Source organism: Mycobacterium sp. NGS16, from assembly GCF_059813225.1.
In genome coordinates, this window is sequence record NZ_JCALEE010000010.1 from 61,814 (window position 1) to 79,722 (window position 17,909).

A 17,909-nucleotide genomic window follows, 5' to 3' on the forward strand; every position below is an offset into this window, starting at 1 on the left:
GATTCGCACATGCGTTCGAACAGTCGGAAAGAGATCGTCGAAGTCTTCGACGCGCTGGCGGCTGAGCTGGATCGGGCGCTGGAGCTGGACTTCTCGGCGCTGACACCGCGGGAGTGTGTGGCGCTGTTGCAGCGCTGCGAGCGATTGCGCCGCCGGCTGCCGGCGCTGGAGCATCCGCTGGTCAACCAGGTTGCCGCCACCGACCCGGCCGAACTGGGCGGCAAGCCACGCTGGGTGCTGGCCGACGAACTGCATCTAAGCCGCGGGGAGGCCGGTCGCCGCCTCGCCGAGGCCGCCGAGCTGGGCCCGCGCCGCACCCTGACCGGCGAACCGTTGGAACCGGTGTTGCCTGCCGTGGCCGCCGCCCAACGCGCCGGAGCGATCGGGGCCGCCCACATCGAAGTGATCCGCAAATTCTTCGACTACCTGCCCGACGGTCTCGACACCGCGACGTTGGTGCAGGCCGAAACAGAGCTCACCGAGCTGGCCGGCCAGTACCGGCCTGAGCAGCTGGCCAAACTCGCCGGGCGCATGGCCGATCACCTGCACCCCGACGGCAACTACACCGACGCCGACCGCGCCAAACGCCGCAGCCTGGTATTGGGCCCCCAGGACCGCGACGGCATGACCCCGATCAAAGGCCACCTCGACCCTCAGGCCCGCGCCACCCTTGACGCCGTGCTGGCCCGCTGGGCCGGCCCCGGCATGTGCAACCCCGCCGACCCCACCCCCTGCACCAGCGGCACCCCCTGCCAAGCCCAGATCCAGGCCGATGTGCGCAGCGCCGCCCAACGCAACCACGACGCCCTGACCGCCATGGGCCGCGCCCTGCTGACCAGCGCAGACCTCGGCCAGCACAACGGACTACCCGCGACCATCATCGTCTCGACCACCCTGACCGATCTGGAATCCGGCACCGGCAAAGCCCATACCGGCGGCGGCAGCTGGCTACCCATGCGCGACGTGATCGCCCTGGCCTCCCACGCCCACCACTACCTGCGGATCTACCACGGCGCCAAAGAACTGGCACTGTTTCACACCAAACGCCTAGCCACACCAGCCCAGCGCATCGTGCTGTATGCCAAAGAACGCGGCTGCAGCCACCCGGGCTGCCCCATTCCCGGCTACCTGTGCGAAGTCCACCACGACAACGACTACGCCAAAACCGGGCGCACCGACATCGACACCCTCAGCCTGCGCTGCGGCCCCCACCACCAACTGCTCACCTCAGGCGGCTGGACCACCCGCAAACTCCACAACGGCACCACCGAAACCCTGCCACCACCACACCTCGACCACGGCCAACCCCGCACCAACCACTACCACCACCCGGAAAAACTCTTGCGCGACAGCGAAGACGACAACGTGCCCTAGTCGCTGTCGGTAGCCTGCCGTAGCGTCCGGAGGCATGAAGACCGAGGCGTTGACCGCCGATTTCGTCGCAGAAGAATTCCGGTATGTAGCTGCCGGCGCGAAACGCCGCGCCGCATTTCCGGCAAAAGACTTCGTTCCCGGCCTCCAGGACATCACCGTCCCCGGCCTCGATGACCTGGCCAGCCTGCTGGCGTCGGCTCGCGGCTGGGGAGAGGTCGGAGGCCAGGACGAATGGTGGCGCGTCACGTTCAACGAACAGATGATTGAGACGGATTCAGCAGACATCCCGAACACCATCACCTTCCAGCGGACACGTCATAACCCGCGCACCGACTTCGATGCGTACCTGGCGCTACGTGGTACCGACCCGATCCTGTGGGCCTACGGCCGCGTGGACAGAAACCGGAGCGAGGAGAAGCTGTCGCATGTCAGCAGTGCGATGGTTGGCCTGCGGATGATGTGGGAATCAATCACATTGTGCACCGGCGAATATGAAAGCAAAGGGTTCGTGGCGGACATGAACTCCTGGCTTATGCGGGTGATCTACCGGAGAAACGGCGAGAACGAGTTTGAGTTTCGTACCCCCTGCCGGTTCCGGCAACCCGAAACGTGGGCGCCGCGTTGGGAGACCGTGGCGTGTCCCGCCAACAGATGCGTCGCTCAAGTCGGGCACCGCCGCAAGCATCGGCACGCCGACGGGCCTTAACCGCCTACAGCGGGGTCACATAGGCCGAGCTGATCCCGCCGTCCACCAAAAACGTCGAGCCGGTGATAAACGATGCGTCGTCGCTGGCCAAAAACGCCACTGCGGCCGCGATCTCTTCCGGCTCGGCGAAGCGGCCCACCGGTACGTGCACCAGCCGGCGCGCCGCCCGTTCGGGGTCGGCGGCGAAAAGCTCTTGCAGCAGAGGAGTGTTCACCGGCCCGGGGCACAGCGCGTTAACCCGGATTCCCTGTCGGGCGTACTGCACTCCGAGCTCCCGCGACATGGCCAGCACACCGCCCTTGGAAGCGGTGTAGGAGATCTGCGATGTCGCCGAGCCCATCACCGCCACGAACGACGCGGTGTTGATGATCGAGCCACGCCCGGCCGGCGTCATGTGCCGCAGTGCCGCCCGGCAGCACAGGTACACCGATTTCAAGTTGACGTCCTGAACCCGTTGCCAGGCAGGCAGTTCGGTGTTTTCGATCAGGTCGTCGTCGGGCGGGGAGATACCGGCGTTGTTGAAGGCGATGTCGACCGCGCCGAACGTCGCGGCCGCGGTGTCGAATAGCGCGTCGACCTGCGTCTGATCGGAGACGTCGACCGGCACGAACAGACCGTCCAACTCATCGGCGATCGCGGCGCCCGCCGACGGGTCCAGGTCGCCGACCACGATGCGGGCGCCCTCGGAGTGCATGCGCCGGGCGGCCGCCAGGCCGATTCCGCCGCCCGCACCGGTCACCACGGCAACCCGCCCGGCCAGGCGCTGGGTCAGATCGGTCACTCACATCTCCTTCACTGCGATGAATACGTTCTTGGTGTCGGTAAAGGCCAGGGGGGCATCCGGACCCAGCTCGCGGCCCAGCCCCGATTGTTTGAAGCCCCCGAACGGGGTGTTGAAGCGGACCGAGGAATGCGAATTCACCGACAGATTGCCGGCTTCCACCGCCCGCGACACCCGAAGCGCCCTCGAGAGGTCGTCGGTCCAGATCGACCCCGACAGCCCATACACCGTGTCGTTGGCCAGCGCCACGGCGTCGGCTTCGTCCTCGAACGGTAATACCGTCACCACCGGGCCGAAGATCTCCTCGGTGACGCAACGGTCGGTGGGCGCCGGGGTCAGCACTGTCGGCGGGAACCAGAACCCAGGGCCGTCCGGCGCCTGACCACGAAAGGCGACCGGCGCGTCATCGGGCACATACGAGGCCACCTTCTCCCAGTGTGGCCGCGACACCAGCGGACCCATCTCGGTGTCGCGCGAGGTCGGGTCGCCGACGACGACACCGGACACGGCGGGCTCCAGCAGCTCCATGAAACGGTCATAAACGTTGCGCTGCACCAGGATCCGGCTGCGGGCGCAGCAGTCCTGCCCGGCGTTGTCGAACACGCCGTAGGGCGCCGTCGCCGCCGCCCGCTCCAGGTCGCAGTCGGCGAACACGATGTTGGCGCTCTTGCCGCCGAGCTCCAACGTGACCCGCTTGACCCCGGCCGCCGCGGTGGCCAGCACCCGGGTGCCGTTGACGGTGGAGCCGGTGAACACGATCTTGGCCACCTCCGGGTGGGTGACCAGCCGCTCCCCCACCACCGCGCCCGGGCCGGGCAGCACCTGCACAAGGTCCGGCTCCAATCCGGATTCGACGGCCAGCTCGCCCAGCCGCAGGGTGGTCAGCGGAGTCCACTCGGCGGGCTTGATCAACACCGCGTTCCCGGCGGCCAACGCCGGGGCGAAGCCCCACGCGGCGATCGGCATCGGGAAGTTCCACGGGGTGATGATCCCCACCACGCCGAGCGGCTCGTGAAAGGTCACATCCAACCCGCCGGCCACCGGTATCTGTTGACCCGACAACCGTTCCGGGCTGGCCGCGTAGAACTGCAGCACGTCGCGGACATGGCCGGCTTCCCACTCGGCGGCCGCCACCGGATGACCGGCGTTGGTCACCTCCAGTGCGGCCAGCTCCTCGACGTGGGCGTCGACCACCGCGGCGAAGGCCCGCAACGCCGCCGCCCGCTCGGCCGGCGCGCGCCGCGCCCATCGCTTCTGCGCTGCCTGCGCTCGGCGCACCGCGTCGTCGACCGCGGCGGCGTCGAGGTGCTCGACGGCGGTGAACACCTTCCCGGTGGCCGGGTTGACTAAGTCGTGGGTCATCGGTTCACCTGTGCATAGTTGCGCGCCGCGTCCACGATCGCGGTGAACAAACGCAGGTCCTCGCGTGACGCCTCCGGATGCCATTGGACCGCGACCACGAAATCCTCCCCGGGGAGCTCGATCGCCTCGATGACACCGTCGTCATCGCGCGCGCTGACCACCAGCTTGTCACCCAGCTCGGCGATCGCCTGGTGGTGGTAGCACTGCACTACGCAGGTTTCGCCGATCAACTCGGCCAGCCGGGTACCGGCCACGGTGCGCACCGGCATCGGGGTGAACACGCCGTTGCCGGCCCGGTGGCCGGCGTTGCCGAGCACGTCGGGCAGATGCTGGTGCAGCGTCCCGCCGAATGCGACATTGAGCACCTGGGCACCGCGGCAGATCCCCAGCACCGGCAGCCCGCGCCGCAGCGCCTCGGCCAGCAGTGCGAACTCCCAGGCGTCCCGCGTCGGGTCGGGCCGATCGGTTTCGGCGTGCGCGGCCTGGCCGTAGCCGGAGGGGTCCAGGTCCCTGCCGCCGGTGATCACCAGGGCGCAAACCCCGTCGAGCACCCGTGCGGCGATCTCGGGCGTCACCGGCTGCGGCGGCAGCAGCACCGCGATACCGCCGGCGGCGGTGATGCCCTCGAGGTAATCGGCGGGCAGCAAGCCGGCGCGCACATCCCACACACCGGTCTGCGCCCGGTCCAGGTAGGTGGTCAAGCCGACCACCGGGCGATCGGGTTCAGAACCGTTCAAAACCCCGGACCCTTTCCCAGTCCGTCACCGCGGTGTTGAACGCGTCCAACTCCACCCGCGCGCCGTGCAGGTAGTGCGCGACGACGTCATCGCCGAACGCCTTGCGCACCACCGTGGATTCGGCGAACGCCTCGGCAGCCTCGGCCAGCGTCGAGGGCAGGTGCGGCAATCCGGCGCGGTAGGCGTCACCGTCGACCGGGTCGGGCAATTCCAGATCATTGTCAATCCCGTGCAGGCCCGCCGCGATCAGCGCCGCCACCGCCAGGTAGGGGTTGACGTCGCCGCCGGGTACCCGGCACTCCACCCGCAGCGAATCACCGTGGCCGACGACCCGCAATGCGCAGGTGCGATTATCCAGGCCCCACCCGATCACCGTGGGAGCGAAACTGCCGCCGACGAATCGTTTGTAGGAGTTGATGTTCGGCGCGTAGCACAGCGTCAGCTCCGCCAAGGTGGCCAACACGCCGGCCAGAAAGCTGCGGAACAACGCCGACATGCCGTGCGGGGCAGCCGGATCGGCGAACACCGCGGTGCCTTCGCTGCTGCGCAGCGACAGGTGCACATGGCAGCTGTTGCCTTCGCGTTCGTCGAATTTGGCCATGAACGTCAGGCTCTTGCCGTGTTGGTCGGCGATCTCCTTGGCACCGCTCTTGTAGACGCTGTGGTTGTCGCAGGCGACCAGCGCCTCCTCATAGCGGAAGGTGATCTCCTGCTGGCCGGTGTGGCACTCGCCCTTGACGCCCTCGCAGCGCATGCCCGCACCGGCCATGCCCAAGCGGATGTCGCGCAGCAGCGGCTCCAACCGGGTACCGGCGACCAGGCCGTAGTCGGCGTTGTAGTCCGTCCCGGGTGTCAGGCCGCGATAACCACCAGCCCACGCCTGCCGGTAGCTGTCGTCGAAGACCAGGAACTCGAGTTCGGTTGCCGCGTAAGCCACCAGCCCGCGCTCGGCCAGCCGCGCGATCTGCCCCGCCAGGATCTGGCGGGGCGCCACCGTGACCGGGTTACCGTCCGGCCAGAAGGCGTCGGCCAGCACATGGGCGGTGCCGGGCAGCCACGGGATGCGCCGCAACGTCGTGAAGTCGGGTCGCAGCACCAGGTCGCCGTACCCGGTGCCCCAGTCCGCGATCGGGTAGCCGGGAACGGTGTTCATCTCGACGTCGACCGCCAGCAGGTAGCTGCAGCACTCCACGCCGTGCCCGGCGACCTCGTCGAGGAAGTGCTGCGCCGCGACCCGCTTACCGACCAGCCGGCCCTGCATGTCGGTGAGCGCCACCACCACGGTGTCGATCTCGCCGCATCCGACCAGCTGCTGCAGTTCGACTTGGGACAGCATCGCGGGCCGGGTCATTGTGCTCCTTCACCGACGACGGTCCCCCCTGACGTTGAGTGCTGTCAGGCTACCCGCCCGCCGTCAGCCGATCGGCTCCAGCCGACGGAACTGCTGCGACCGATAGCAGTCGGCGCACGTCGATCGGCGGATCTTGCCGCTGGTGGTGATCGGCAGTGAGCCGGGGGCGACCAGCACGAGATCGGCGACCCGTACCCCGTGTGATCGCGAAACGGCTGCGGCGACATCCTTTTTCAGCGTCTGTATCCACTGCGCTTCCTCATCCGGGGTGCCCCGGCTCTTGATTTCGGCGATGACGACCAACTGCTCGCGCCCGTCCCCGGTCACCGGCACCGCCGCGACCCGGCCTCCGGTGAGTTCCTGCACGGTGGCTTCGATGTCGTCGGGGTAGTGGTTGCGGCCGTCGACGATCAACAGGTCCTTGATGCGGCCGACGACCAGCAGCTCACCGTCGTAGATGACGCCCAGGTCCCCGGTGCGCAACCACGGCTGCGCCGGTGTGCCCGGGGTCGGGACGTCGAGCCGCCCGCCGAAGGTGCGCTCGGTCGCCTCCGGGTTGTGCCAGTACCCGCTGGAGACATTGGGCCCGTGGATCCAGATCTCCCCGACTTGACCGTCTGGCCGCTCGGTACGCGTCTCGGGGTCGACGATGCGCACCGTGCAGGCGCGCGGGGCACCGATGCTGACCAGGTCGGCGCCGGCGGGGTCAGCTGCCGCGGTGCCGGCCACCAGCTTCTCGTAGTCGAGCCGGACGGTCACCGGCCGGTTCGCGCGCGGCGCCGAAGCCACGTAGACCATCGCTTCGGCCAGCCCGTAAGACGGTGCCAGTACATTGGCCGGCAGGTTGAAACGGGCGAACCGCTCGGTGAACCGGCGGATGGTCGCCGCGTGGATGCGTTCGCTGCCGGACAAGATGGTGTGCACGCCACTGAGATCCAGACCGGCCATGTCCTCATCGGTGGTGCGGCGCGCGGCCAACTCGAAGGCGAAGTTCGGCCCCGCGGTGAACGAGCAGGGGTTGATCGCCAGCTGCTGGATCCAGCGGGCCGGTTTCTGCAGGAAGCCGATCGGGCTCATCACCACCGATTGGCGGCCCAGGGTGACGGCGCCCATGACGCCGAGCAGCAGGCCCATGTCGTGGTAGAACGGCAGCCACGACACCAGGGTCAGGTCGGCCGGTGCCTCTCCCCCCTCGTCGGCGAAGTAATCGGCCAGCACCTGCTCGATGTTGGCGAAGACGTTGCGGTGCGAGACGACGACGCCGCGCGGCGAGCCGGTCGAGCCGGAGGTGTACTGCAGCAGCGCGGTCTTGGTGGTCAGCGCCCCGGCCCCGTTCCAGGTCACCGGCGAGTCGAGGTCGAGCAGATCCATCTCGATGATCGCCGGCGGGTTTCCGCCCAGGGCACCGATGCACGCCTGAATGTCGCCGACGACCGCCGACGTGGTGAGCACCGCTGCCGGTGCACAGTCCTTGAGGGCCGCCGTGACCCGCTCATCGTGGCTGCCGAACGCCGGTACCGGCAGCGGCACCACGATGCAGCCGGCTTCCATCGCACCGAAGAAGCCGGCGATGTACTCCAGGCCCTGCGGTGCGAGCAGCGCGACACGGTCGCCCGGCGATGCCACCGCGGCCACCTCGACGGCGATGGACTCGGTGCGCTGGGCGATCTGCGACCAGGTCAGTGTCTCGGCGTAGCCGGCTGGATCGACCTCGTAGTCGATAAAGGTGTACGCCGGCCGGTCCGGCCACTGCTGAGCACGTTCACGCAGCAGTGCCGGTATCGAATGTCCCCACGACAACACTTGCACCCCCCAAAGGATGATTATTCGATTTTTGTGAAGCCGACGCCCCCGATGACGCTCGGCTATGCCGAAAATACTCTTCCCGCCGACCCCTACCAGGTACTGGCCCGCAACACGATCTCCATCGCAAGTTGCGCAGTGAACTCGCTCGCGCTGCGGCGCCCCGGCAGCATAACCAGGCGGTGGTCGCCGTAAACGAACCGCTGGCTGGCGCTGGCCACCGAGGCCGAGGCCCGGGAACTGACCAGAACGGTCGTGTTGATCTCCACCGGTGGGCAGCGTTCGTCGCGGATCGCCCCGTTCAGATCCGGCGCCCGCGGATGTCCCCGGTCAAGCACCACCAGGCCGGTGAAGCGGTCCGGGCGCGTCGCCGCAAGCTCCCAGGCATTGTCACCACCGGTGCGGTCACCGACGAGCACGCCGCACTGGACTCCCAGCGAATCGAGGATTCCGACCACGGACTTCGGCGTCAGGCGCGGGTCCGCGCCGATCACGATGGTGCGCAACGACGCGGTGTGCAGCCGCTGACAGACGGCGTCGTACGAGGTAAGCGGATGTTGGGCGGCCGCGAGCACGACGACGACGGGCCCGGTGTGCGGGCCGGCGATATCGACCGGGATCGGAAACCCGTCGATGGTCATCATCGTGCCAGGCATTTCCGCAACGCTACAGCCAGCGGGCCCGCATCGGTGCGATTTTCGCAGGTCCTCAGCAGCTCGACAGTAAACAGCCGGGAAATCACACGAGTGTGAGGATCTCGGCGCCCTCGTCGGTGACCACCAGGGTGTGCTCGAACTGAGCGGACCAGCGCCCGTCGCTGGTCACCACCGTCCAGTCGTCGTCCCAGATCTCGTAGTCCAGGCCGCCGAGGTTGATCATCGGCTCGATGGTGAAGGTCATTCCCGGCTCGATGACGGTGTCGACCTCGGGTTGGTCGTAATGCAGCACCACCAACCCGTTGTGGAACGTCGTGCCGATGCCGTGCCCGGTGAAGTCACGGACCACGTTGTAGCCGAATCGGTTCGCGTAGGCCTCGATGACCCGACCGATCACCGAGAGCGCGCGGCCGGGCTTGACCGCCTTGATCGCGCGCATCGTCGCCTCCCGGGTGCGCTCCACGAGCAGCCGGTGTTCCTCGGAAACGTCCCCGGCCAGAAAGGTGGCGTTGGTGTCGCCGTGGACGCCGTCGATGTAGGCGGTGACATCGATGTTGACGATGTCACCGTCGGCGATCACCGTCGAGTCCGGGATACCGTGGCAGATCACCTCGTTCAGCGACGTGCAGCACGACTTGGGAAAGCCCTTGTAACCCAACGTCGATGGGTAGGCGCCGTGGTCGACCATGTAGTCGTGGGCGATGCGGTCCAGGGCATCGGTGGTAACCCCCGGGGCGACGGCCTTGCCCGCCTCGGCCAGCGCGCCCGCCGCGATCCGGCCCGCGACCCGCATCTTCTCGATCACCTCAGGGGTCTGCACCCACGGCTCGCTGCCCTCGGCGGCGGTGGAGCGGCCGACGTACTCCGGGCGCGGGATCGAGCGGGGCACCGGCAGCGTCGGAGACACCACACCGGGAGAAAGCGGGGCACGAACGGGCATTACGCCAGCTTAACGGCCCGCTAGCGGCGCAGCCGCTGCCGGCTGAGCCAGGGCCGCCGTGGGCCCCGGATGTCCACCGACCCGCACACCACGCGTCCGGCCAGCACGACATGCGGTGTGCCCTCGGCGGGGGCGTCCTTGCGGTGGTCTTTGGCGCTGCCGCCATAGACCTCGACGTCGTCGATCGAGGCGCTCGCTCCGTCGGGCAGCCGGATGCCGACGGAGCCGAATCGCATATCCAGTTCCATGACGACCACCGGCCCGGCGAAACGCGCCCTGGTGAGGTCGAGGTCGACAGACCCCAGGCGCCGCACCAACGCCAGCCGGGTCGGCACGATCCATTCGCCGTGCCGCTTGAGCGAGCCGGCCCAGCCGCGCAGTTCGACCCGGTCGGCCGCCGAGGTGACGATGGCGCGCGGCCCGGGCAGGTCCCCGATCAGCGTGTCGAGCTCGGAGCGCAGCCTGGCCTGCGACACCTGCGCCGCCCGTTCCTCGAATTCGCCGATGTCGATCAGCCCGAGGGAGACCGCATTGTGCAGGCGGCGCAGCGTGCCGTTGCGGTCCGCATCCGAGATGCGCAGCACCGCCGCCACGTCGTCATCAATGCCGGTCATGGCATCTCAACTTACCGCTGCCGGCGGGGGCGCGCCTTTAGAGCAGGAAGTTGTCCGGCAGCGAATCGAACATCACCTTGGTCATCCGCACCGCGTACTGCGAGCTGCCGCCGCCGACGATCAGCGCGGCGAATGCCATGTCGCCGCGGTAGCCGGCGAACCAGGAATGCGATCCGCCGGCGAATTCGGCCTCACCGGTCTTACCGAACACCGGCCCGCAGCCGGCGATGTCGCGCGCGGTGCCGTCGGTGACCACCAGGCGCATCATCTGACGCAGACCGTCGAGCATCTCCTTGCTCACCGGAGGAGCCTCCGGGCCGTTGACCGCGGTGGGCCGCCCCTGGATCAACCGGGGCACCGGGGTCTTGCCGGCGGCCACCGTCGCTGCGGCCAGCGCGACACCGAACGGGCTGGCCAGCACCTTGCCCTGCCCGAATCCGTCCTCGGTGCGTTCGGCCAGATCCACCGTCGGCGGCACCGAACCGGTGACCGTGGTGATGCCGTCCACCAGGTAGTCCACCCCGATCCCGTAGCGGCTGGCGGCCTGCGACAGCGCCCGCGGCGGCATCCGGCTGGCCAGTTCGGCGAAAGTGGTGTTGCACGAGTTGGCAAAGGCCCGCGACATCGACACCAGGCCGAGGTCGAACCCGCCGTAGTTGGGAATGGTGCGCTGGCCGATGTCGAGTTCGCCGGGACAGCCCACCATCGAATTCGGGGAGGCCATGTCACGTTCGATCGCCGCGCCGGCGGTGACCATCTTGAACGTCGACCCCGGCGGGTACAGGCCGGTGGTGGCGACCAGCCCGTCGGCGTCGGCGGCAGCATTCTGGGCAACCGCGAGCAGCTCGCCGGTCGATGGCTTGATCACCACCATCATCGCCTTGTCACCGCGGGTGTTGACCGCGTTCTGGGCGGCGCGCTGCACCGATCGGTCCAGGCTGATGGTCAGCGACGGCGCCGGCGACGGGTCGACCTCATGCAGCACCGCGACGTCGACACCGTTCTGATTGACGCTCACGACGCGCCAGCCCGCCTCGCCCTCGAGTTGCGCCGCGACGGCCTTCTTCACCTCGCCGATGAGCGCCGGGGCGAAACGGTCATCGGTGGGCAGCAGATCCGGACGCGGGGTGATCACCACCCCGGGCAGGTGGGCGATGGCGGCTTCGACACGGTCGTGGTCGTTCTTGCGCAGCGTGATCAGGTCCAGGGGGGTGATCGAGGAGCTGGCCTGTTCGGCCAGCCACTGCGGGTCGCCCAGGGTGTCGTCGAACGGCCGCAGCGCCTCGACCACCGCGCGCGCCGTGCGCATCAGGTTCTGCCCGGCCCGGCCGGCATCCAGCTCGTAGTGGTAGACGTAGCCGGGCACCAGCACGTCGGTGCCGCCGGCCTCGTTGACCGAGGCCCGCCGCGGCGGGTCGGCCCGCAGCGCGAACGTCTGGTGCTCGCCCAGCCGGGGGTGCAGACCGGTGGCCGTCCAGCGGACCGCCCAGTGACCTTCGTTGCGGACCATCTTGAGCTGGCCGTCGTAGGACCAGGTCCGGTTCTTCGGCAGCTGCCAGGTATAGCGGTAGGACACCGTCCCGGTGTCGTCGTTGTAGCGCGCGCCCAGTACCTGCGCGTCGAGGTGTTCGGCCTGCAATCCGGCCCAGGCGGCGTTGAGGGCACTGCGGGCCGTCGAGGGGTCATCACTGAGCTCGGCGGCGGCGGCCGTGTCGCCGGTGGCCAGCGCGGCGAAGAACCGCTCGGCGGTGGGCGCCGGGCCGTCCGGGCGGGGAGTGCAGGCGGCCAGGGCGAGCACCATCAACAGCACAGCCGATACTGATGTTGTTTTTGTTGCCATTGGTGCTGATGTTACGAAATGGACACGGTTGGCGCGCGGAGGCACACCGAGAGCTCAGTCCAGCAGCACCGTGGCGAACGTTCCGGCCTGGGTGAAGCCCACCCGCTCGTAGGCGGCGCGCGCCACCGCATTGAAATCGTTGACGTACAGGCTGGCGATCCGCCCGGTGCCGACGATCACCGCGGCCAGCATCGCAGTGCCACCGGAGCCCAGCCCGCGCCCCCGTCGTTCTGGATGCACCCAGACACCCTGGATCTGGCCGACCGTCGGCGACTGCGAACCCACTTCGGCCTTGAACACCACCTCACCGCGCTCGAAACGGGCCCAGGCTCGGCCCGCCGCGATCAGGTTGGCCACCCGCCGGCGGTAGGCCCGGCCGCCGTCACCGACCCGCGGATCCACCCCGACCTCGCCGATGAACATGTCGACGGCCGCCACCAGGTAGGCGTCGAGCTCGTCCGGGCGCACCTGGCGCACCTCGGGATCTATCGGGCAGCCCGGCATGGTGCTCAGCGCCATCAGCGGCTGGCTCTCCCGCACGTCACGGGCGGGGCCCCAGACGTCGGCGAGGCGCTGCCACATCGGCAGCACGTACTCGGCCCGGCCGACCAGCGACGAACAGCGGCGGATGGAGCTGACCGCCTTGTCGGCGAAGGCGGTCAGGTCGGCCGGCGCCCCGCGCAGCGGGATCAGATTCGCCCCGGCGTAGCACAGCGACTCGTCCGCGCCGCCGCGCGTCCACAGCTCACCGCCGATCGAGCGGGGGTCGACACCATGGTCAGCGACCCGCGCGGCCACCATGCAGGAGCCGACCGGATCCGCATCGAGCACCCGCCAGACCGCCGCGGCATCGCGGACGACCGACACCCGTCGCTGATCGAGACGGAAATCCGGCGGAGCCGACATCGTGACTCCTTCCGCGTACTGGTGCGTTCAGCTTACGGCGACGGTCGGTGAACCGCCGGGGGATCCCTCGCCCATTTCTGATGCGAGCCGCAGCGCCTCCTCGATCAGGGTTTCCACGATCTGCGCCTCCGGAACCGTCTTGATCACCTCGCCCTTGACGAAGATCTGACCCTTGCCGTTGCCGGACGCCACGCCCAGATCCGCCTCGCGCGCCTCACCGGGACCGTTGACCACACAACCCATCACCGCGACCCGCAGTGGGACGTCGATGCCCTCCAACCCGGCGGTGACCTCGTTGGCCAGCGTGTAGACATCGACCTGCGCCCGGCCGCACGACGGACACGACACGATCTCCAGGCCCCGCGGACGCAGGTTGAGCGACTCCAGGATCTGGTTGCCGACCTTGACCTCTTCCACCGGCGGCGCCGACAGCGAGACCCGGATGGTGTCGCCGATGCCGCGGGAGAGCAGCGCACCGAACGCCACAGCGGACTTGATGGTGCCCTGGAACGCCGGGCCGGCTTCGGTGACGCCCAGGTGCAGCGGGTAGTCACAGCGCTCGGCCAGTTGCTCGTAGGCGGCCACCATCACGACCGGGTCGTTGTGCTTGACGCTGATCTTGATGTCGCCGAAGCCGTGTTCCTCGAACAGCGACGCTTCCCACAGCGCCGACTCCACCAACGCCTCGGGGGTGGCTTTGCCGTACTTGGCCAAGAACCGCTGATCCAACGAACCGGCGTTGACGCCGATCCGGATCGGGATACCGGCGGCGCCGGCCGCCTTGGCGACTTCGCCGACCCGGCCGTCGAATTCCTTGATGTTGCCCGGGTTCACCCGGACCGCGGCACATCCGGCATCGATCGCGGCGAAGATGTACTTCGGCTGGAAGTGGATGTCGGCGATTACCGGCAGCTTGCTCTTGCGGGCGATCTCGGCCAGCGCATCGGCGTCTTCCTGACGCGGGCAGGCCACCCGCACGATGTCGCAGCCGGAGGCGGTCAGCTCCGCGATCTGTTGCAGAGTCGCGTTGACGTCGTGGGTTTTGGTGGTGCACATCGACTGCACCGCGATCGGGTGGTCGCTGCCCACCCCGACGCCGCCGACCATCAGCTGGCGCGTCTTACGGCGCGGCGCCAAGGTGGGCGCCGGCACCGCCGGCATACCTAGGCCGACGCTCATGAGGGCTCTCCTGTCAAAACAGTCTGATGGGGTTGACCAAATCGGCGGTCACGGTGAGCAGCATGTAGCCGACCACCACTACCAAGACTACGTAGGTGGCCGGCATCAGCTTGAGATAGTTCACCGGCGCAGCAGCGACCTTCCCGCGGGCCGACCGGACCATGTTGCGGAGTTTCTCGTAGACCGCGATCGCGATATGCCCGCCATCGAACGGCAGCAGCGGCACCAGATTGAGCACACCGAGAATGAAGTTCAGCTGCGCCAGGAAGAACCAGAACGCCACCCACAGCCCATGGTCGACGGTGTCGCCGCCGATGATCGACGCGCCTACCACGCTGATCGGGGTCTCCGGGTCGCGCTCGCCGTGCGGGTTGCCGATCGCGTGCATCAGCGCACCGACCTTGGACGGGATGTTGGCCAGCGACTTGCCCAGCAGCACCGACAGGTCACCGCTGAAGGCGAACGTGGCCGGCACCGCGGTGACCGGGTTGTACTGGGTCGGTCCGAATTGGGCGGCGCCGACGCCGATGGCGCCGACGGTGCTGGGGACGGCCTCACGGTCGGGGCCGTCGGCGATCCAGCGCTGCGTGGGAGTCACGTCGACGTACTTGGTGAGGGTGGCGCCGTCGCGCTCGACGACGATCGGCGTCACCCCGTGCTGTTTGCGCACGGCCGCAGCCATCTCCTCGAAGGTCGACACCGGCGTGTCACCGACTTTGACCACCACGTCGCCGGACTGGATGCCGGCCAGCGCGGCCGGGCCGGGACCCGAGCAGGTTCCCAGCTCGCCTTTGACGACTTCCGGTGCCACACAAGCCGTTTCGCCGATGACGGCGGTGGTCGGCGCGTGCAGGTTGGGCAGCCCCCAGATCACCGCGATGGTGTAGACCAGCACCAGGCCGATGATGAAGTTCATCCCGGGCCCGGCGAACAGCACCGCCACCCGCTTCCAGGTCTTCTGCTTGTACATGGCGCGGTCGACCTCGTCGGGCGCCAGTTCCTCCACCGCGGTCATGCCGGCGATATCACAGAAGCCACCGGCCGGGATCGCCTTGAGGCCGTATTCGGTCTCGCCGCGGCGCGTGGACCACAAGGTGGTGCCGAAGCCGACGAAGTAACGCCGCACCTTCATGCCGGTGGCCCGGGCCACCCACATGTGGCCGCATTCATGCAGCGCCACCGACACCAGGATGGCCAGCGCGAACAGCGCGATGCCGACCGCGAACATCATCGGGTGCTTCCGACCTTTCTCATCGCTATCGCCTCGACGACACGGGCTGCCCGCTCCCGGGCCCAGCGCTGCGCATCGAGTACGTCGTCCACGGTAGCGGGTTGGGCGGCCCACTGGTCGGCCGCGGCCAGCACCTCGGCGATGGTGTCGACGATGGCGGGAAATCTGAGCCTCCCGGCCAGAAAGGCCGCCGCCGCTTCTTCATTAGCCGCGTTGTAGACCGCGGTCATGCAGCCGCCGGTCTGACCGGCGTGGCGGGCCAGCTGAACCGCCGGGAAAACCGCATCGTCCAGCGGCTCGAATTCCCAGCTGGACGCCGAGGTGAAGTCGCAGGCCGCAGCCGCGCCGGGCACCCGGGCCGGCCAGCCCAGCGCCAGCGCGATCGGCAGGCGCATGTCCGGCGGGCTGGCCTGGGCGATCGTCGAGCCGTCGGTGAAGGTGACCATGGAGTGCACGATCGACTGCGGGTGCACCACGACGTCGATGCGGTCGTAGGGCACACCGAACAGCAGGTGGGTCTCGATGAGCTCGAGCCCCTTGTTCACCAGCGACGCCGAGTTCAGCGTGTTCATCGGCCCCATCGACCAGGTCGGGTGGGCGCCGGCCTGTTCGGGGGTAACGTGCGCCAGCTCGGACGCCGACCAGCCCCGGAAGGGTCCGCCGGAGGCGGTCAGCACGATCTTGGCGACCTCGTCGGGTGTGCCGCCCCGCAGGCACTGCGCGATCGCGGAGTGTTCGGAGTCCACCGGCACGATCTGGCCCGGCGCGGCGGCTGCCAGCACCAGCGGCCCGCCGGCGATCAGGGATTCCTTGTTGGCCAGGGCCAGCCGGGCCCCGGTCGCCAGCGCGGCCAGGGTGGGCCGCAGTCCGAGGGCACCGACCAGGGCGTTGAGCACCACGTCGGCTTCGGTCTCTTGCACCAGCCGGGTGACGGCGTCGGGTCCGCGGTAGGGGGCGCCGAGCGCTTCGCCGGCCCGTGGGTCGGCAACAGCGATATCGGTGACGCCGGTCTCGGCGCGCTGGGCGGCCAGCAGTTCCGGGTGGCCGCCGCCGGCGGCCAGCCCGACCAGCTCGAAGCGGTCCGGGTTGGCGGCGATGACCTGCAGCGCCTGGGTGCCGATCGAACCGGTCGAGCCCAACAGCAGAACTCTGGTGCGGCCCGCCGCAGACACACTCACCTGCCCATTGTGCCCGAGATCAGCTCGGCGGTTCCCCGCTGTAGTCACCGAAGCTCCACAAGTTGCCCTCCGGGTCGCGGACGGTGAACTCGCGGGCCCCGTAATCGGTGTCGCGCAGGGGCTGCACCACCTCGGCCTGGTGTTGCAGCACGCGTTCGTACAACCGGTCTGGGTCGCTGGTGACGACGTAGCCGCCCGCAGTGCCCGGTTCGCGGCACCACACCTTGCCGGGCTTGTGACTGCCGAGCATGATGCCGCCGCAGCCTTCGGGCCAGACCAACTCGGCGTGTTCGATGGTGCCGCCGTCGACGCCGTGTCGGGCCGTCACGACGAAGCCGAACGTCTCGACGTAGTAGTCGATGAGCCCCGGCGCGTCATGCGCTTGCAGTGTCAACCAAACAGTCGGATTCGAAGTTGTCATGGCACCACTCTGAGCGCACCGGGTGGCCACCGTCTTGAATGTTCCGGAACTCCTCGGACAGCCAGATCCCCGGCGGCACCCCGGCGAACCGCACGAACTCGCGGGTCAGGTGCGCCTGATCGGCGTAGCCGGCGTCACCGGCAATACCGGCGAGGTCGACCCGCCGGCGTCGGCGCGCCGCATCCGCCATCCGGGCGGTGGCGTATTCGAAGCGCATCAGCAGCGCGACGGTCTTCGGGGTGCGGCCCACCTCGCGGTTAAACAGCGTGGTCAGATGCCGTTGGCTCAGCCCGACCCGCTGGGCGATCGCGGTGACCGAAGCGCGCCCCCGGCTGCGCTCGAGAAGATGCCAAGCGTAGGCGACCTCGGGCCGCACGGCGCTGGGGCGCCCGCGGCTGCCCGTCGTCAAGTAGTCGGCCAGCAAGGCGAACGCCTGCGACCAGTGGCGGGTGTCGGCGACCCGCTCATGCAGCTGTTGCGCGCCGCGGCCGAGCATCGGCAGCGCGTCGAAGTCGGTCACGCTCAGCTCCGCCGCCGGCACGCCGAACACCGACCGCGCGGCCAACGGATGCAGGGCGACCTGGATGCCCGCTTGGCCGCGACGCTGGCGCACGTGGCTGGCCTGCAGGTGCAGGCCGCCGAGAATGACCGGATGCGGCCGGGCCGCCGGCAGGGCCTCGGCGGTGTCGGCGGCCTCCACGCCGTCGTCCAGGCTGACGATGAAGGTCAAGGTCGACGAGGGCAGCCCCCGGTGCACCGTGTCGGGGACGTCGAGCGCGCGGTAGCCCACCATCGACGTCACGCCCGGCGCGGAGCGCGGCGGAGCCACC

17 protein-coding genes are annotated in these 17,909 nt (G+C 68.9%); 2 read left to right on the plus strand and 15 right to left on the minus strand.

Translation table 11 applies throughout. The annotated features are described in order from the left end of the window. The first annotated feature begins 9 nt into the window (after positions 1 to 9). Positions 10 to 1,374, plus strand: a complete 1,365-nt coding sequence (locus tag AC5Y4Q_RS18760) for an HNH endonuclease signature motif containing protein (protein WP_499959953.1) — start codon at positions 10 to 12, stop codon at positions 1,372 to 1,374. Positions 1,375 to 1,408: 34 nt separating this feature from the next. Further along, positions 1,409 to 2,080, plus strand: a complete 672-nt coding sequence (locus AC5Y4Q_RS18765) for a hypothetical protein (protein WP_499959955.1) — start codon at positions 1,409 to 1,411, stop codon at positions 2,078 to 2,080. 4 nt (positions 2,081 to 2,084) lie between these two features. Here the strand turns inward: AC5Y4Q_RS18765 and AC5Y4Q_RS18770 are convergent, their stop codons facing one another. The 15 genes from AC5Y4Q_RS18770 to AC5Y4Q_RS18840 all read right to left on the minus strand — a co-directional run bounded on the left by AC5Y4Q_RS18770 (position 2,085) and on the right by AC5Y4Q_RS18840 (position 17,872). Continuing rightward, positions 2,085 to 2,861, minus strand: a complete 777-nt coding sequence (locus tag AC5Y4Q_RS18770) for a 3-oxoacyl-ACP reductase (protein WP_064923979.1) — start codon at positions 2,859 to 2,861, stop codon at positions 2,085 to 2,087. Continuing rightward, positions 2,862 to 4,223: an aldehyde dehydrogenase family protein gene (locus AC5Y4Q_RS18775; protein WP_499959957.1), complete on the minus strand. Its 1,362-nt coding sequence runs from the start codon at positions 4,221 to 4,223 to the stop codon at positions 2,862 to 2,864. Beyond that, the gene (locus AC5Y4Q_RS18780) at positions 4,220 to 4,933 is read right to left on the minus strand and encodes a gamma-glutamyl-gamma-aminobutyrate hydrolase family protein (protein WP_064923981.1); all 714 of its coding nucleotides are present in this window, start codon (positions 4,931 to 4,933) and stop codon (positions 4,220 to 4,222) included. The genes AC5Y4Q_RS18775 and AC5Y4Q_RS18780 overlap by 4 nt, the downstream gene beginning before the upstream one ends. A 13-nt stretch (positions 4,934 to 4,946) precedes the next feature. Beyond that, positions 4,947 to 6,311 (minus strand): glutamine synthetase family protein, encoded by a 1,365-nt coding sequence (locus AC5Y4Q_RS18785; protein ID WP_499959959.1) that lies wholly within the window; start codon positions 6,309 to 6,311, stop codon positions 4,947 to 4,949. 63 nt (positions 6,312 to 6,374) lie between these two features. After that, positions 6,375 to 8,114: an AMP-binding protein gene (locus tag AC5Y4Q_RS18790; protein WP_499960005.1), complete on the minus strand. Its 1,740-nt coding sequence runs from the start codon at positions 8,112 to 8,114 to the stop codon at positions 6,375 to 6,377. Between the two features lie 92 nt (positions 8,115 to 8,206). Next, on the minus strand, positions 8,207 to 8,770 hold the full coding sequence (locus AC5Y4Q_RS18795; protein WP_064923983.1) for an alpha/beta fold hydrolase: 564 nt from the start codon (positions 8,768 to 8,770) through the stop codon (positions 8,207 to 8,209). An 82-nt stretch (positions 8,771 to 8,852) separates the two neighbouring features. Further along, positions 8,853 to 9,710 carry a type I methionyl aminopeptidase gene (map, locus tag AC5Y4Q_RS18800; protein WP_064923984.1) on the minus strand — a complete coding sequence of 286 codons (858 nt, stop codon included), beginning with the start codon at positions 9,708 to 9,710 and terminating at the stop codon, positions 8,853 to 8,855. A gap of 20 nt (positions 9,711 to 9,730) precedes the next feature. Beyond that, positions 9,731 to 10,324, minus strand: coding sequence for a DUF1707 SHOCT-like domain-containing protein (locus AC5Y4Q_RS18805; RefSeq protein WP_064923985.1), 594 nt, complete (start codon positions 10,322 to 10,324; stop codon positions 9,731 to 9,733). Positions 10,325 to 10,361: 37 nt separating this feature from the next. Then, entirely contained in the window at positions 10,362 to 12,164 is a 1,803-nt protein-coding gene (locus AC5Y4Q_RS18810) for a penicillin-binding transpeptidase domain-containing protein (protein WP_125225687.1), read from the minus strand. A gap of 54 nt (positions 12,165 to 12,218) precedes the next feature. Continuing rightward, a complete protein-coding gene (locus AC5Y4Q_RS18815; protein WP_064923987.1) occupies positions 12,219 to 13,070 on the minus strand; it encodes a GNAT family N-acetyltransferase in 852 nt (283 codons plus the stop codon). A gap of 27 nt (positions 13,071 to 13,097) precedes the next feature. Next, positions 13,098 to 14,249 (minus strand): flavodoxin-dependent (E)-4-hydroxy-3-methylbut-2-enyl-diphosphate synthase, encoded by a 1,152-nt coding sequence (gene ispG / locus AC5Y4Q_RS18820; RefSeq protein ID WP_064923988.1) that lies wholly within the window; start codon positions 14,247 to 14,249, stop codon positions 13,098 to 13,100. 13 nt (positions 14,250 to 14,262) lie between these two features. Continuing rightward, positions 14,263 to 15,480, minus strand: coding sequence for a M50 family metallopeptidase (locus AC5Y4Q_RS18825; protein ID WP_064923989.1), 1,218 nt, complete (start codon positions 15,478 to 15,480; stop codon positions 14,263 to 14,265). After that, a complete protein-coding gene (dxr, locus tag AC5Y4Q_RS18830) occupies positions 15,477 to 16,658 on the minus strand; it encodes a 1-deoxy-D-xylulose-5-phosphate reductoisomerase (RefSeq protein ID WP_109535767.1) in 1,182 nt (393 codons plus the stop codon). Before dxr ends, AC5Y4Q_RS18825 begins: the two co-directional genes overlap by 4 nt. A gap of 19 nt (positions 16,659 to 16,677) precedes the next feature. Next, entirely contained in the window at positions 16,678 to 17,052 is a 375-nt protein-coding gene (locus tag AC5Y4Q_RS18835; RefSeq protein WP_234786428.1) for a VOC family protein, read from the minus strand. Beyond that, positions 17,033 to 17,872, minus strand: a complete 840-nt coding sequence (locus tag AC5Y4Q_RS18840) for an AraC family transcriptional regulator (protein ID WP_064924050.1) — start codon at positions 17,870 to 17,872, stop codon at positions 17,033 to 17,035. Before AC5Y4Q_RS18840 ends, AC5Y4Q_RS18835 begins: the two co-directional genes overlap by 20 nt. Positions 17,873 to 17,909: the final 37 nt, after the last annotated feature.